At 74.0% G+C, this 12,734-nt stretch carries 10 protein-coding genes; 3 read left to right on the top strand and 7 right to left on the bottom strand.

The features are described 5' to 3' along the window. Positions 1–199 precede the first annotated feature (199 nt). Positions 200–1,513, bottom strand: a complete 1,314-nt coding sequence (locus tag ACZ4WV_RS00800; protein WP_465741365.1) for a geranylgeranyl reductase family protein — start codon at positions 1,511–1,513, stop codon at positions 200–202. Positions 1,514–1,996: 483 nt separating this feature from the next. Here ACZ4WV_RS00800 and ACZ4WV_RS00795 point away from each other — a divergent pair, with 483 nt between their 5' ends. Continuing rightward, positions 1,997–3,028, top strand: coding sequence for an LPXTG cell wall anchor domain-containing protein (locus ACZ4WV_RS00795; RefSeq protein ID WP_465741363.1), 1,032 nt, complete (start codon positions 1,997–1,999; stop codon positions 3,026–3,028). A 265-nt stretch (positions 3,029–3,293) separates the two neighbouring features. Here the strand turns inward: ACZ4WV_RS00795 and ACZ4WV_RS00790 are convergent, their stop codons facing one another. The 3 genes from ACZ4WV_RS00790 to ACZ4WV_RS00780 form a co-directional block, all read right to left on the bottom strand. Next, positions 3,294–4,397 (bottom strand): calcium:cation antiporter, encoded by a 1,104-nt coding sequence (locus ACZ4WV_RS00790; RefSeq protein ID WP_465741361.1) that lies wholly within the window; start codon positions 4,395–4,397, stop codon positions 3,294–3,296. A 102-nt stretch (positions 4,398–4,499) separates the two neighbouring features. Further along, positions 4,500–6,026 carry a serine/threonine-protein kinase gene (locus ACZ4WV_RS00785; RefSeq protein ID WP_465741359.1) on the bottom strand — a complete coding sequence of 509 codons (1,527 nt, stop codon included), beginning with the start codon at positions 6,024–6,026 and terminating at the stop codon, positions 4,500–4,502. After that, on the bottom strand, positions 6,023–6,784 hold the full coding sequence (locus ACZ4WV_RS00780) for a serine/threonine protein kinase (protein ID WP_465741357.1): 762 nt from the start codon (positions 6,782–6,784) through the stop codon (positions 6,023–6,025). The genes ACZ4WV_RS00785 and ACZ4WV_RS00780 overlap by 4 nt, the downstream gene beginning before the upstream one ends. 524 nt (positions 6,785–7,308) lie before the next feature. On the opposite strand from ACZ4WV_RS00780, the gene ACZ4WV_RS00775 reads away from it, so the two are divergent. Together ACZ4WV_RS00775 and nagB are read left to right on the top strand one after the other, a co-directional pair. Continuing rightward, positions 7,309–7,716 (top strand): hypothetical protein, encoded by a 408-nt coding sequence (locus tag ACZ4WV_RS00775; protein WP_465741355.1) that lies wholly within the window; start codon positions 7,309–7,311, stop codon positions 7,714–7,716. Between the two features lie 261 nt (positions 7,717–7,977). Then, positions 7,978–8,760 carry a glucosamine-6-phosphate deaminase gene (gene nagB, locus ACZ4WV_RS00770; protein ID WP_465741353.1) on the top strand — a complete coding sequence of 261 codons (783 nt, stop codon included), beginning with the start codon at positions 7,978–7,980 and terminating at the stop codon, positions 8,758–8,760. A gap of 129 nt (positions 8,761–8,889) precedes the next feature. Here nagB and ACZ4WV_RS00765 read toward each other — a convergent pair whose 3' ends face one another. The 3 genes from ACZ4WV_RS00765 to ACZ4WV_RS00755 all read right to left on the bottom strand — a co-directional run bounded on the left by ACZ4WV_RS00765 (position 8,890) and on the right by ACZ4WV_RS00755 (position 12,461). Next, positions 8,890–10,020, bottom strand: coding sequence for an aminotransferase class I/II-fold pyridoxal phosphate-dependent enzyme (locus ACZ4WV_RS00765; RefSeq protein ID WP_465741351.1), 1,131 nt, complete (start codon positions 10,018–10,020; stop codon positions 8,890–8,892). A gap of 4 nt (positions 10,021–10,024) precedes the next feature. Further along, the gene (locus ACZ4WV_RS00760; RefSeq protein ID WP_465741349.1) at positions 10,025–10,717 is read right to left on the bottom strand and encodes a PAS domain-containing protein; all 693 of its coding nucleotides are present in this window, start codon (positions 10,715–10,717) and stop codon (positions 10,025–10,027) included. A 94-nt stretch (positions 10,718–10,811) separates the two neighbouring features. Beyond that, positions 10,812–12,461 carry a beta-propeller fold lactonase family protein gene (locus tag ACZ4WV_RS00755; RefSeq protein ID WP_465741347.1) on the bottom strand — a complete coding sequence of 550 codons (1,650 nt, stop codon included), beginning with the start codon at positions 12,459–12,461 and terminating at the stop codon, positions 10,812–10,814. Positions 12,462–12,734 lie beyond the last annotated feature (273 nt).

The following is a 12,734-nucleotide window of genomic DNA, read 5'->3' as shown; positions in this document are numbered from 1 at the left end:
TATCCCCTCTCCGCCGGTGGCCGCCAGTGAATAACCGGATTCCGAGGAGCCGTTGCCGGCGACCGCCGGAGGCCCGGCGCGACGGGCGCGACGGGCACGACGGCGGCACCCGGCTGAATCGCGGGACGCCGGGACGCCCACCCCGCAGGATGCGCGGCCCGACGTCGGCGTCACCGGCCGGGGTTCACCGCCCCGGAGTTCACCGCCCCGGGGCGATCCGCCCGACGAGGTGGAGCAGGCGGTCGAGGGCGTCCTTGGAGTTCGGTTCGGTGAGGTTGACCATCAGCCGGAAGGCGATCTTCAGCAGCGCCGGGTGCCCGAGTCCGACCGCGCCCGCGGCTCCGAGAAGTCTGGGGCGGCCGAGCAGGTCGGCGGCCAGCCGGCCGAGCGCGAAGTAACCCGCGTAGGCGGAGCGCAGCGCCTGGGGGTAGGCGCGCAGGGCGAGTTCGCGGCCGCGGTCGGTGCGGCGGGCGTGGGCCTGGACGATGGTTTCGGCGGCGTAGCGGCCGGACTCCATGGCGTAGGCGATGCCCTCGCCGGTGCCCGGGCTGACCGTGCCGCCCGCGTCACCGATGAGCAACAGGCCGTCGGCGTAGTGGGGTTGGCGGTTGAGGCCCATCGGGAGGGCGGAGCCGCGGATGGGTTCGGTGACGGCCTCGGGGCTGTAGCCGTAGCCGGGCGGGAGGTCGGCGCACCAGCGGCGCAGCAGGTCCCGCCAGTCGAGGTCGGTGCCGGTGGTGTCGAGCACGCCGAGGCCGACGTTGGCGGTGCCGTCGCCCATGCCGAACACCCAGGCGTAGCCGGGCAGGAGGCGTCGCGCGGGGTCGTGGGGATCGCGCAGGTCGAGCCAGGCCTCCAGGTAGCGGTCGTCGTGGCGCGGGGTGGTGAAGTAGGTGCGGTAGGCCACGCCCATCGCGCGGTCGGTGCGCCGGTAGCGCTTCATCGCGACGGAGAGCCGGGTGGAGTTGCCGTCGGCGGCGACCACGATCGGGGCCCGGTACTCGACGGGCTTGCGGTCCTCGCCGAGTTTGACGGTGACGCCGGTGATGCGGCCGGTCCGTTCGTCCGTCAAGGGGCCGGCCACGTTGGCGCGTTCGATCAGCCGGGCGCCGGCCGAGGCGGCCTTGCGAGCGAGGAGTTCGTCGAAGTCGGCGCGGCGCCGGACGAGTCCGTAGCCGGGGAAGGTGGAGAGCTCGGGCCAGTCGAACTCGAGCGAGCGGCGCCCGGCGATCAGCCGCAGGCCGCGGTTGTGCAGCCAGCCGGCTTCCTCGGAGACGTCGATGCCCATGTCGACGAGCTGTTTGACGGTGCGCGGGGTGAGGCCGTCCCCGCAGACCTTCTCGCGCGGGAAGACCGACTTCTCCAGCAGCAGGACGTCCAGTCCGGTGCGGGCGAGGTGGTAGGCGGCGGTGGAGCCGGCCGGCCCGGCGCCGACCACGATGACGTCGGCGCTGTCCTCGGTCGGACCGGCCGCCTGCCGGTCCGGTCGCACCTGCTGCTCTGGGCCGGGCATCGGCATTCCCCCTGGGTCGGTTCGGCTGCACTGGACGACGGAGCACCCACCGGATCACCCTGCGGGACGAGCGGACCGGACGGTTCCAGACGGACGATAGAGAACCTCGGCCCCGGCCCGCCGTCCCGACACGCGACCCGCCGCTCCGACCGGCCGAAACCGGCCATCCGCGAGCCGCTCCGGTTCACTCCTCGGTCCGGAACCGCCGGCGACCAACAGGTCAGCCGCGGTCAGCCGCCCGCCGCGCACACGGCTCGGACACAATCGGGTGATCGGATCGTTGTGACCGACCAATCCGGCGATATCGCTCGCGGCGTCGCATTCCGGCCAAAGCTCCCTTGCGTCGCGTTTCTGACTGCGGAACTTTAGGGCCCTCTCGTTCGTGCGGCCCCGGCCTCCGGTCCGACGGCACGTCCGATCCGAGGGCTCCCTCCCTCCCACCGCGCAGGTGCGTCCCGGCCTGCCGAACCCGATGGAACTCGCATGCACATCCGCTCCACCGCCGCGCGCTCCCTGGTGGCCCTCCCGACCGCCGCCGCCCTGCTGCTGCTCGCCCCCGCCGCCCACGCCGCCGCCGGCGGCAACGGCAACGGCAAGGGCGCCCCCGGCAACAACGGCACCGTGAAGATCCACGACGCCGCCACCGGCCAGGAGGACGTCCGCAACGAGCCCAAGGTCTGCACCTTCTACCTGGACTCCTTCGGCTTCGACCCGAACCAGGACGTGATCTGGGCGATCGTCCAGATGGACCACGGCCAGGAGACCCTCGCCGCCTGGGGCGACCTGCCGGTGGACGGCCACGGGCACGTCCGCACCGAGGACATCAACCTGCCGGACGGTCAGTACAAGCTCTACTGGCAGTCGGTCGAGCTGGTCAACGGCGAGCTGCCCGAGGACGCCGACCTCAACAACCCGAAGCACAAGGTCTTCAAGGTCGACTGCGGCGGCAAGACCCCGACCGGCAAGCCCTCGGCGACCGCCAGCAAGACTCCGTCGGCCGGCCCGACCGCTGTGCCGAGCACGACCCCCTCGCACAGCGCCTCGCCGACGCCGGTCCACACCCCCACCCAGGGCCCCACGCCGACCCACTCGGCCACCCCGGCGCCGAGCACCCCGGCCACCCAGCCCCCGGCGACCACCCCGGCCACCCCGGCCATCCCGGCCATCCCGGCGCCGACCACCTCCGCGCCCACCACCCCGGCACCGACCACGCCCGCCGCCGAGGTCCCGACCGGTGCGCCGAGCACCGCGCCGAGCACCGGGCCGTCCGCCGCGCCGACCGCCACCGTCCCGGTGAACACCTCGAACGCCGGCACCGTGGTCAACCCGGACCAGCCGCTGATCAAGCCCGCCAAGGTCAGCGTCCCGACCCCGATCCCGGGCGCCGCCCAGGACGGCAAGAAGCTGGCCAGCACCGGTAGCGACGGCACCCTGCTGTACGCGGGCGCCGGCACCGTGCTGCTGGCCGCCGGTGCGGGCGCGGTGGTCTACGCCCGCCGTCGCCGCACCTCCTGAGGCGTCCGGGGCACTGAGGGCCCCTGAGCTCCTGAAGTCGCCGCCCGCGGGGGTCTGAGCCGCGGGCCGCACGCCGCGTCCGAGCCGCGGCACCACGGAGCCCCTGGTCCCGCGAGCAGCTGCGGGACCAGGGGCTCCCGGCCGTGGCCACGGCCGGCGCCCCCAGGGGTCGGCACCGGCGGCCTTGGCGGCCGGAGCGGAAGGCCCTGGCCCGCACGGGGGGACGGGCCAAGGGCTTCCATCGGTGTCTACGGGCGGGCGGCCCTCAGGGGTTCACCGCCAGCACCACGAATTCCGCCAGCACCCCGAGGTGCAGCGCGCCCTGGAGCAGGGTGGCCCGGCGCGGGATGACCGTCAGGGTGCCGAGCACGACGGTCAGTGTCAGCAGCACCAGGTGCGCCGGATCGAGGCCGAGGACCAGCGGGCCGGAGAGCCAGGTGGAGGCGATCGCGACCGCCGGGATGGTCAGGCCGATGCTGGCGAGCGCCGAGCCGAGGGCCAGGTTGAGGCTGGTCTGCACCCGGTTGCGCAGGGCCGCGCGCAGGGCCGCGATGGTCTCCGGCAGCAGCACCATCATGGCGATCACCACGCCGACCACGGCGTGCGGCAGCCCGGCGTCGTCCACCGCCGACTCGATGGTCGGCGAGACGCCCTTGGCCAGGCCCACCACCGCGACGAGCGCGACGGCGAGCAGCAGCAGGCTGACCCCGGCGGCCCGCAGGGTGGGCGGACCGGCGTGGTCGTCGTCCTCCACCCGGATCTCGCCCTCCGCCGTGACGGGCAGGAAGTAGTCCCGGTGCCGCAGGGTCTGGGTGGTCACGAACAGCCCGTACACCACCAGCGAGGCGGTGGCCGCGTAGCCCAGCTGGGTGGTGGAGAACTGCGGGCCCGGCGCGCTGGTGGTGAAGGTGGGCAGCACCAGGCTGAGCGTGGCGAGCGTTGCCACGCAGGCGAGGGCGGCGCCGGTGCCCTCGGCGTTGAAGACCGCGGTGCGGTACTTGAGCGCGGCCACCAGGATGGACAGGCCGAGGATCCCGTTGCAGGTGATCATCACGGCGGCGAACACGGTGTCCCGGGCCAGGGTGGCGGACTTGGCCCCGCCGTCGGCCATCAGCGTCACGATCAGGGCGACCTCGATCACGGTGACCGCCACCGCGAGCACCAGCGATCCGAAGGGCTCCCCGGTCCAGTGGGCGATCACCTCGGCGTGGTGCACGGCCGCCAGCACCGCACCCACCAGGAAGCACGCGACCACCCCCACCACCCAGCCCGGCAGGTCCTTGTGCCAGGTCAGGACGAGGACGACGAACGCGGTCACCGGAACGACGACGGTCCATTGCGCGGCCACCGCGCGGAACTTCGTGATCATGCGCCCGAGGATCCCAGACCACGGGCCGCCCGCCCGGGTGCCCGCGCCGGGACACGTACGGACGTGGCGGGAGTCGTCCCGCCCCGAGGACGGGCCCGACGGTCATCCGCCGTATTCGGCGAGGTACCGGAGCACCTTGTCGACATGCGGCCGGACGCGCTCCGGGACGCCCCGGGCGGCCGTCACCGTCTTGTCGCTGGTGCGGTAGGCGGCGGCCACCAGGGCGGGCAGGTCCCGGGTGAAGCCGTGCCGCTTTATCTGCTGGTCGAGCCAGCAGACGTAGTTGCCCATCGCGGCGATCGCGTCGCCCGGGTCCAGGTAGGACTTCGGGCCGGGGTGGTTGGCCGCCTTGGACCAGGCCTCGAAGACGGCGGGCGTCCACATCGCGATGCCGTACTCGCCGGTCTCCGGGCGGGCCGCGTTCGGGTCGAAGCCGCTCTCGGCCTTGAGCATCGCGGCCAGCAGGACCGGCGTGATCTCCGGCTCCGGGCAGCGCCGGGCCGCGTCCTCGATCATGCCGCGGTAGGCCGCCGGGACGTCCGAGCCCGCCGGGATCGCGCCGGGCAGCGGCGGCGGCACGGCCCGGCGGCCGGCCGACCCGGCCGGTTCGGGGCCGCCGGTCAGCACGAGGACGACGGCGGCGCAGGTCAGCAGGCCGAGGCCGGTCCTGACGGCGGCCCGGCGGCGCCGGGGCGGACGGGCGGTGGCGCGGGCGACCAGCGCGGCGAGGTCGGCGCGGGCCCGCTGGTCCCGGTCGGCGGTCAGGCAGGCGGCCACCACGGCCCGCCAGGGGGCGGGCAGCGCCTGGTCCAGCCGGAGCGGGACGGCGCCGCGGGCGTACGCCTGGGCCGCCAGCGAGCGGGCCCGGGCGGTGGCGCCGAGGAAGGGGTGCAGCCCGCCGGTGAGCAGTTGGTGGGCGATCACCCCGAAGGCCCAGATGTCGGCGGTGGGGCGCAGGGCGACGCCGCGTGCCCCGGTGCGCTGGGACCACCACTCGGGCGGGACGTGGTCGGGCGAGCCGAGCGGCGGGGCGTAGGCGTGGGTGCCCTCGAGTTCGGCGGTGAGGCCGAAGTCGGCGATCTTCGCGGTGCCGTCGGGCATCAGCAGGATGTTGGCCGGTTTGAGGTCCCCGTGGACCCAGCCGGCCCCGTGCATGTGGGTCAGTCCGGCGCAGACCTGGGCGAGGATGCGCTCGGCGCCGGGCACCGCCGTTCCGGGGCGGGCGGCGGCGAGCAGGTCCTGGAGGCTGCGGGCGGCGCGTTCCATCACCAGGGCGACGGCCCCGTCCAGGGCGGGGTGGTCCGGGTCCTCGACGGTGACCACGGCGAGGGTGCGGATCAGGTGGGGGTGGTCGGCGCGGCGGCTGAACCGCAGCTCGCTGCGGGCCATCTGGGCCGCGGTGCGGCGCTGCCCCGGGCTGAGCCTGGCCGGGCCGAGGATCTTGACGGCGACCGGGGTGCCGTCCGGCCCCTCGGCGGCGTAGACGCTGCCCCAGGCGCCCGCGCCGAGGAAGGCGCCGGTGTGGTAGCCGCCGAGCGGGTAGCCCTCGGGGAGCTCGAAGGGCGGATGGGCGCGCGGGGGTCGCCGCTCCTCCGGTGGCCCGGGGTCGGGCCGCGGGGCGGGTGTCACGGCCGGGCGGTCGGGCGCCGGGCCGGCAGCAGCGCCAGGTGCTCCTCCCGGACCAGGTCGAACTTCAGGGCCACGGCGACGAGTTCCTCGCGCTTGCCGCCGGCCTGGCCCTCCTCGTACGGCTCGCGCAGCCGTAGTTTGGTGCACACCAGGTAGTCGATGTGGTAGTTCACCGCGGAGCGGGTCAGCCCCCGGCAGGAGGGCAGGGCGCGTAGCCGGCCCAGCACTTCGGTGACGCCGGGGACGGCGGCGGTGGAGGGCGAGCGCAGCCGGGGTTCGCAGAGCGCGAGCAGGACGAGGAAGTACTTGGCGGTCGGGTCCAGGGCGAAGGGGCTGACGGTCCGTTCGCCGTCGGCACCGCTCCGGCCGCCGTCCAGGTAGGCGTGTTGCGGGGCGAACACCTTGAAGGAGGCGGGCTCGCCCAGGGCCGGCAGGAGCACCCGGGAGAGTTCGAAGGGGACGGGTGCGCCGAGCCGCCCGGGCGCCACCTTGACGTGCTCCCCCGCGCCCTCCAGGTTCTCCACCACGTAGGTGGCGGTGGTGCTGAAGTTGGACAGCCGCCAGTAGTCCTCGGCGGCGGCCACCTCGCCGGCGCGGCGGGAGACGCCCTGGTCGGGCAGCGGGATGGCGACCGGCCGTCCGGGCTCACCACGCCCGAACACCGCCGTCTCGCCCGGGCCCATCCGCAGCAGTGCGGGTGCCGCGCCGGGCGCCATGTCCGGCCCCGGGCCGGGCAGTTGCACGATGACGGTGTCCACGCAGCCACCTCCGCTGGGATCGGCTCGATGGTATCCGTCCGATTCGCCCGGTTGGCAAGGCGCCACCCGGACGAGTGACGGAGTCACCGCCGATCCGGGCCGCCCGGCGCGGAGTTCGCCTCCCACCGGTGCGTAAACGGCCGGAAAAGGGCGGCTCAAGGGCTGGTCAAAGCGGCCGCGTCGGCGTACGGGGCGGAGCGTCTCAGGATCATCGCGGGCCGCTCCGGCCCCACGGGCACCACCTTCGCCCGGCCGCCGGCGTCCCGGGCCGGGCCCGGGACGGCGACATGAGGCCTACGGCCGCTGCACGTCGAGGGGTTGGAGCGGATGATCGTCATGTGCTGATGGACTGATCGCGCGTCAGACCGGAATTCGTCCGTACGCCGAACGCTCGGCGAACGATTGCAGCCAGTAGTTGAACGGTCACCAGGAGTGTGACGCAACGCACATGCATGACGTCCATGATTTGTGCAAGACTCATCTCAAGGAGTGAGATTCCCTTAGTTTCCAAGGAGGTTCATATCATGCGCACTCGGATCGCAGCTGTGATGCTGACGGTGGCGGGGATCGCGACCCTGACGGCCGGCCCCGCCATGGCCGCCACGGCGACGTCCGAGACCGACACCGCGGCCTGCGCCGCGGTGCTCAACCACCCCTGCGTCTCGCACCGGATCGACGGCGAGGGCGTCGTCGGCGTCGCCCAGGTCAGCGCGGACCCGAACCAGTTGACGGTGATTCAGGTCGACGTCCGCACCCAGAAGGCCTGGGGCAGCCCGTGGGAGCCGGTCGCCACCACCACCACCGTGAAGCTCGGCTCGGCCGAGGCCGTCACGCCGCGCGTGAGCGCCGTCGGCCCGCGGATCATATGCGCCACCGCCGGCCCGGCGCTGGACGCGAGCAAGCAGGTCACCACCTGCACCAACCCGTTCTGATCGGAGGCCGCCCGGACTCACCACCCGTTCCGCAGGACGGGACGGCATCCGCAGGACAGGGCACCGGGAGCCGGGGCGCACGCGCCCCGGCTCCTCTCCACCCTCCTCCGGCTCCCCGCAGAACCGGCCCCCGGGTCCCGCCAGGCAGGACGCCCGCCGGCCCCCTACCGCCCCGGGTGGACCCGGAGCCCCCGTTCACGGCAAACTGGTCTAGACCTCGGAGGTCTAGACCTCAGCCTCGCCTCAGAACGGTGGACCAGTATGGAAATCGTGATCGTCCCTGACGCCTCAGCGGCCGGCGAACTCATCGCCACGGCGATCACCGATCTGCTGACCGAGAAGCCCGACGCCCTCCTCGGCGTCGCGACCGGCTCGACCCCGCTGCCGATCTACCAGTCCCTCGCCGCCCGCGTCCGGGACGGCAGGCTGGACGCCTCCAAGGCGCGGATCTGCCAGCTGGACGAGTACGTCGGTCTGCCCGCCGGCCACCCGGAGTCCTACCGCTCGGTGGTGCTGCGCGAGGTCGTCGAGCCGCTCGGCCTGACCGAGGACTCCTTCCTGGGCCCGGACGGCAACGCGGCGGACATCGCCGCGGCCGCCACCGCCTACGACCGGGCCCTGGCCGAGGCCGGCGGCGTGGACCTGCAGCTGCTCGGCATCGGCACCGACGGCCACATCGGTTTCAACGAGCCGTGCTCCTCCCTCGCCTCCCGCACCCGGATCAAGACGCTGACCAGGCAGACCCGGGTGGACAACGCCCGCTTCTTCGACAGCATCGACGAGGTCCCGCACCACGTCATCACCCAGGGCATCGGCACCATCCTGGAGGCGCGCCACCTCGTGCTGCTCGCCACCGGCGAGGCCAAGGCCGAGGCCGTCGCCCTGGCCGTCGAGGGCCCGCTCGCCGCTGCGGTGCCCGCCTCGGCGCTGCAGCTGCACCCGCACGCCACCGTGGTGGTGGACGAGGCCGCCGCCTCCCGGCTCAAGCTGGCCGACTACTTCCGCGACACCTACGCCGCCAAGCCGGCCTGGCAGAAGCTCTGACCCGTACGGACGACCCGTAGGGACGACCCGGACAGCCGGCCCGTACGGATGACGAAGGGGCCGGGGCTCCGGCGCCGGTTTCCCACCGTCGTCGGCGCCCCGGCCCCTTTCGCGGCTCGCGCGACCGCCTCAGCGCTTGCGGAGCCAGCCGGCGAAGGCGTCCAGCGCCGGGCCCGGGTCGGTGCGGCCGACGCCGATCCGGAAGCGGTCGGCCGGGGTGGGCGTGAGCTCGGAGCGGAACATGCTCGCGGGCATCAGCAGGACGCCCGCCTGCTCGACCAGCGCGGTGCAGAACTCCTCCACCCCGTCCGGGCCGAGGTAGCGCGGGTAGGCCACGCAGCCACCGTCCGGGGCACGCCACTCGAAGAGCTCGGGGAACTCCGCGAAGAAGGCGTCGAACCGCGGCAGGTTCTCCGCGATGATGCCCCGGTTGCGGGCCAGGATCCGCTCCCGGGCGGTGATCGCGATCCGGGCCAGCACCTCGCTGGGCGCCGCGTTGCAGATCGTGGTGTAGTGCTTGGCCCGCTCCAGCCGGCCGCGCAGCTCGCGGTCCCGGCAGGCGATCCAGCCGATCCGCAAGCCCGGCAGGCCGAGCGCCTTGGAGGTGACGTTGAGCGAGAGCGCGGTCTCGGAGAGGTCGGCGGCCTGCGGCAGGGTGCGGTGCGGGTCGCGCTCCAGGCCGCGGTAGACCTCGTCCGAGAAGAACCGGATGCCGCGTTCCTCGCACAGCTCGGCCAAGCGCGCGAAGTCGGCGGTGTCGATCACCGCGCCGGTCGGGTTGTTCGGGAAGTTGACCGAGAGGACCTTGGTGTTCGGCCGCAGCGCCGCCTCGACCGCGTCCAGGTCGAGCGCCCAGTCCCGCCGCGCGTCGAGCGCCACGCCGGTGACCTCGCAGAGGGAGAGCGGAATCGTCTCGGCGGACTGGTAGTTGGGGGTGAGCACCACGGCGTGGTCACCCGGTTCGAGGAGCACCTGCATGGCGAGGTTGAGCCCCTCCTGGGCGCCGCCGAAGCAGATCACGTCGTCCGCCCCGACCCGCTCGTACATCCCGGCGACGGCCTGCCGCAGGCCCGGGTCGCCGAAGGTCTCGGTGTAGCCGAGCGCGAGGGTGTCCCAGGCCTCGCCGTCCTCGGGGCCGGCCAGGGCGAGCAGCTCGGCCATCGTCATGGTCTGGGCATCGGAGGCGGTGAGGTGGTGGCGGGCGGTGAACTCCCAGCGTGAGAAGTAGGTTTCGAGCCGGAAGTCGGGCAGTCGGGTCATCGGGTCAATCCCTCCTGAGACCGGCGCCGATCTCAGCGCGGGGCTCGGCGCAGTGGCCGGCGCCGGGGCCCGCCGGGTGTCTGAGGTCGGCGAGCAGGGCGTAGGCGGTGGAGCGGGAGATCCGCAGCGCGGCGGCGACGGCGGGGACGGCCCGGCGGACGGCGAACACCCCGGCCCGGTCCAGTTCGCGCAGCACGGCGAGCCGGTCCTCGCGGGTGAAGCGCTCCAACGGCCGGCCCCGGGCACGGACGTGGCCGCCGATCACGTCGTTCATCCGCTCCGTCCAGTCGCGCTCGAACAGCGGCTCGGGGCGCGGCGCGGTGGGCGCGGCGAAGTTCGCCAGCAGGGCGGCGGCCTGCTCCAGCGGGCCCCGGTCGAGGTTGACGCAGAGCACCGCCGAGGGCCGGCCGGCCTGGTCGCGCAGCACGGCGCTGACGGAGGAGAGCCGCCGCCCGTCCGGCAGCAGCTTCTCGTACGGGCCGTACACGTCGGGTGCGGAGGGGTCCAGGCGGTCCAGTTCGCCGAGCAGCGACGGGTCGCCGGGGGCGCGGGTGGTCATCGGGTTCCAGATGGCCAGCACCCGGTCGGTGGCCGTGTCGTGCAGGATCACCTCGGCGTAGGGGCCGAGGAGCAGGGCGACCGCCCGGCAGACCGGCGACCAGGTCCGGACGCGGGGGTCGGGCTCGTCGAGGGGCATATCCGGACTGTACGTCCGGGCCGGACGCTTGGTCCAGACCCAGGTGCGGCGGAGGCCCCGCTCGCGGGTGCGGGCGGGGCCTCCGGGGGGGGCGTCACTTACACGTGATCGACAGGCCGAGGACGGAGGTGCAGCTGCGGGTGTCCTTGCTGGTGGCGGGCGAGGGGTCGGCGGGGGTGCCGCCGGTGCGGGCCACGGTGACGTCCCAGGTGCGGATCAGGTTCAGCAGGCCGACGCCGAGGGAGAAGTGCCGGGTGGTGACGGCGCCCTTGGCGAGCGGCGCGCTCAGCGTGCAGGTGAGCTTGCCGGCGGCGACGGTGCAGTCGCCGGAGTTCGCGGTGAGGCCCGCGGGCAGGTCGGCCGAGACGGTGGCCGAGGTGACGGGGTCGGGGCCCTGGCCGGTGAGGGTGATGGTGTAGTCGACCCGGCCGGCGAGCCCGGCGGTGACCGGGGTCGCGATGAGTGCGACGCCCAGGTGGGCGCTGGGCGCCGTGTAGGTGAAGCGGTCGGCGGCGACGGCGGCGCTGGTGCCGCCGGGCGTGGTGACCCGCACGTCGACGGGGCCGGTCACCGTGGTGGCGGGGGCGGTCGCGGTGCAGCGGGTGGTGGTGCAGCTGAAGGAGGCGGCCGGGCCGGCCGCGCCGAAGGTGACGGCGGTGGCGCCGGCCAGGTCGGTGCCGGTGACGGTCACCGTGGTGCCGCCCACCCCGGAGCCGCCGGTGGGGCTGATCCCGGTCACGACGGGCAGCGGCAGCGGGAAGTTCACCACGTCGACGGCGTTGCCGGTGAAGTCGGCGAGGTAGCCGCGCCGCCCGTCCGCGCTGAGTGCCAGGGTGTACGGGCTGGCGCCGACCGGCACGGTCGCGGTGACCGTCCGGCTCCCGGTGTCGATCACGCTGAGGGTGTCGTCACCGTAGTCGGAGACGTACGCGGTCGAGCCGTCCGGGGCGACGGTGACGGCGTACGGGCCGTTCCCCACCGGCACGGTGGCGAGCAGGGCGTCGGCGCCGGTGTCGATCACCGCAGCGGTGCCGTCGTCCCCGTCGGCGACCCACAGCCGGCTGCCGTCCGGGCTGAGCGCCAGGCCGAAGGCGCTGTGGCCGACGGGCATGGTGGCGCTCACCGTGCCGCTCGCGGTGTCGACCACGGTCACCGCCTTGGCGCCGGAGGCGGCCACGTACAGCCGCTTGCCGTCCGGCGAGACGGCCAGCCCGTGCGGTTCGGCACCGACCGGGACGGTGGCCGTGACGGTGTCGGAGGACGTGTCCAGCACACTCACCGTGTCGGCCCCGGCGTTGCTGACGTAGGCCCGCGACCCGTCCGGGGACAGTGCGAGGCTCCAGGGCTGGACGCCGACCGGGACGGTGGCCGTCACCGTGTTGCTCGCGGTGTCGATGACGCTGACCGCGTTGTCGAGGTGGTGGGTGAGGTAGGCCCGGTGCCCGTCGGGCGAGAGGGCGACGGCGTACGAACCGGTGCCGGCGGTGAACGTGCCGGTCACGGCCTTGCTCGCGGTGTCCAGCACGCTCACGGTTCCGGTGCTCTGGCTGGTGACGTACGCCCGGGCGCCGTCCGGCGTGAGTGCCACCCCCGCCGGGTAGGGCGCCACCGGCACGTGGGCGGCCACGGTCGGCGGCGGCGCGGCGGCCTCGGCGGTCACGGGCTGGGACAGCAGTGCGGCGGTGGCCGCGGATATCGCCGCCAGCGCCGTGCCGGTGCGCCTGGGTGCACGACGTGATGTCAAGGATCCCTCCAAGGGGACGGGCCTGGGTGCGGTCGACGGGCGGCTGCGAAGGGGGGGTACCGAGCCGCACGAAGCGTAGAAGGCGTGTTGATGGCCCGTCAGGAGCTGATCAGTAATGTCGCTAACTGTTCAGATTCGACCGAGCCGCAGTGGGGGCGGCCACCACGGGCAGCGGGCGGGCCAGGACCAGGGCGAGGCAACGGACGTGACCAGGGTCTCAGCCGATATCGGGCGGGAAATTGGAGTTCTGGAGTCGCATTAGTTAGCGTTTTC

The organism is Kitasatospora sp. NPDC029312, from assembly GCF_055569215.1.
The sequence above is the reverse complement of the archived record's forward strand: the minus strand, read 5'-3'. Positions and strand labels throughout refer to the sequence as shown.

Excerpts from the sequence above, each read along its gene's own strand:
- ACZ4WV_RS00800 (WP_465741365.1), bottom strand. The coding sequence starts at position 1,513 with ATGCCCGGCCCAGAGCAGCAGGTGCGACCGGACCGGCAGGCGGCCGGT.
- ACZ4WV_RS00795 (WP_465741363.1), top strand. The coding sequence starts at position 1,997 with ATGCACATCCGCTCCACCGCCGCGCGCTCCCTGGTGGCCCTCCCGACC.
- ACZ4WV_RS00790 (WP_465741361.1), bottom strand. The coding sequence starts at position 4,397 with ATGATCACGAAGTTCCGCGCGGTGGCCGCGCAATGGACCGTCGTCGTT.
- ACZ4WV_RS00775 (WP_465741355.1), top strand. The coding sequence starts at position 7,309 with ATGCGCACTCGGATCGCAGCTGTGATGCTGACGGTGGCGGGGATCGCG.
- nagB (WP_465741353.1), top strand. The coding sequence starts at position 7,978 with ATGGAAATCGTGATCGTCCCTGACGCCTCAGCGGCCGGCGAACTCATC.
- ACZ4WV_RS00765 (WP_465741351.1), bottom strand. The coding sequence starts at position 10,020 with ATGACCCGACTGCCCGACTTCCGGCTCGAAACCTACTTCTCACGCTGG.
- ACZ4WV_RS00760 (WP_465741349.1), bottom strand. The coding sequence starts at position 10,717 with ATGCCCCTCGACGAGCCCGACCCCCGCGTCCGGACCTGGTCGCCGGTC.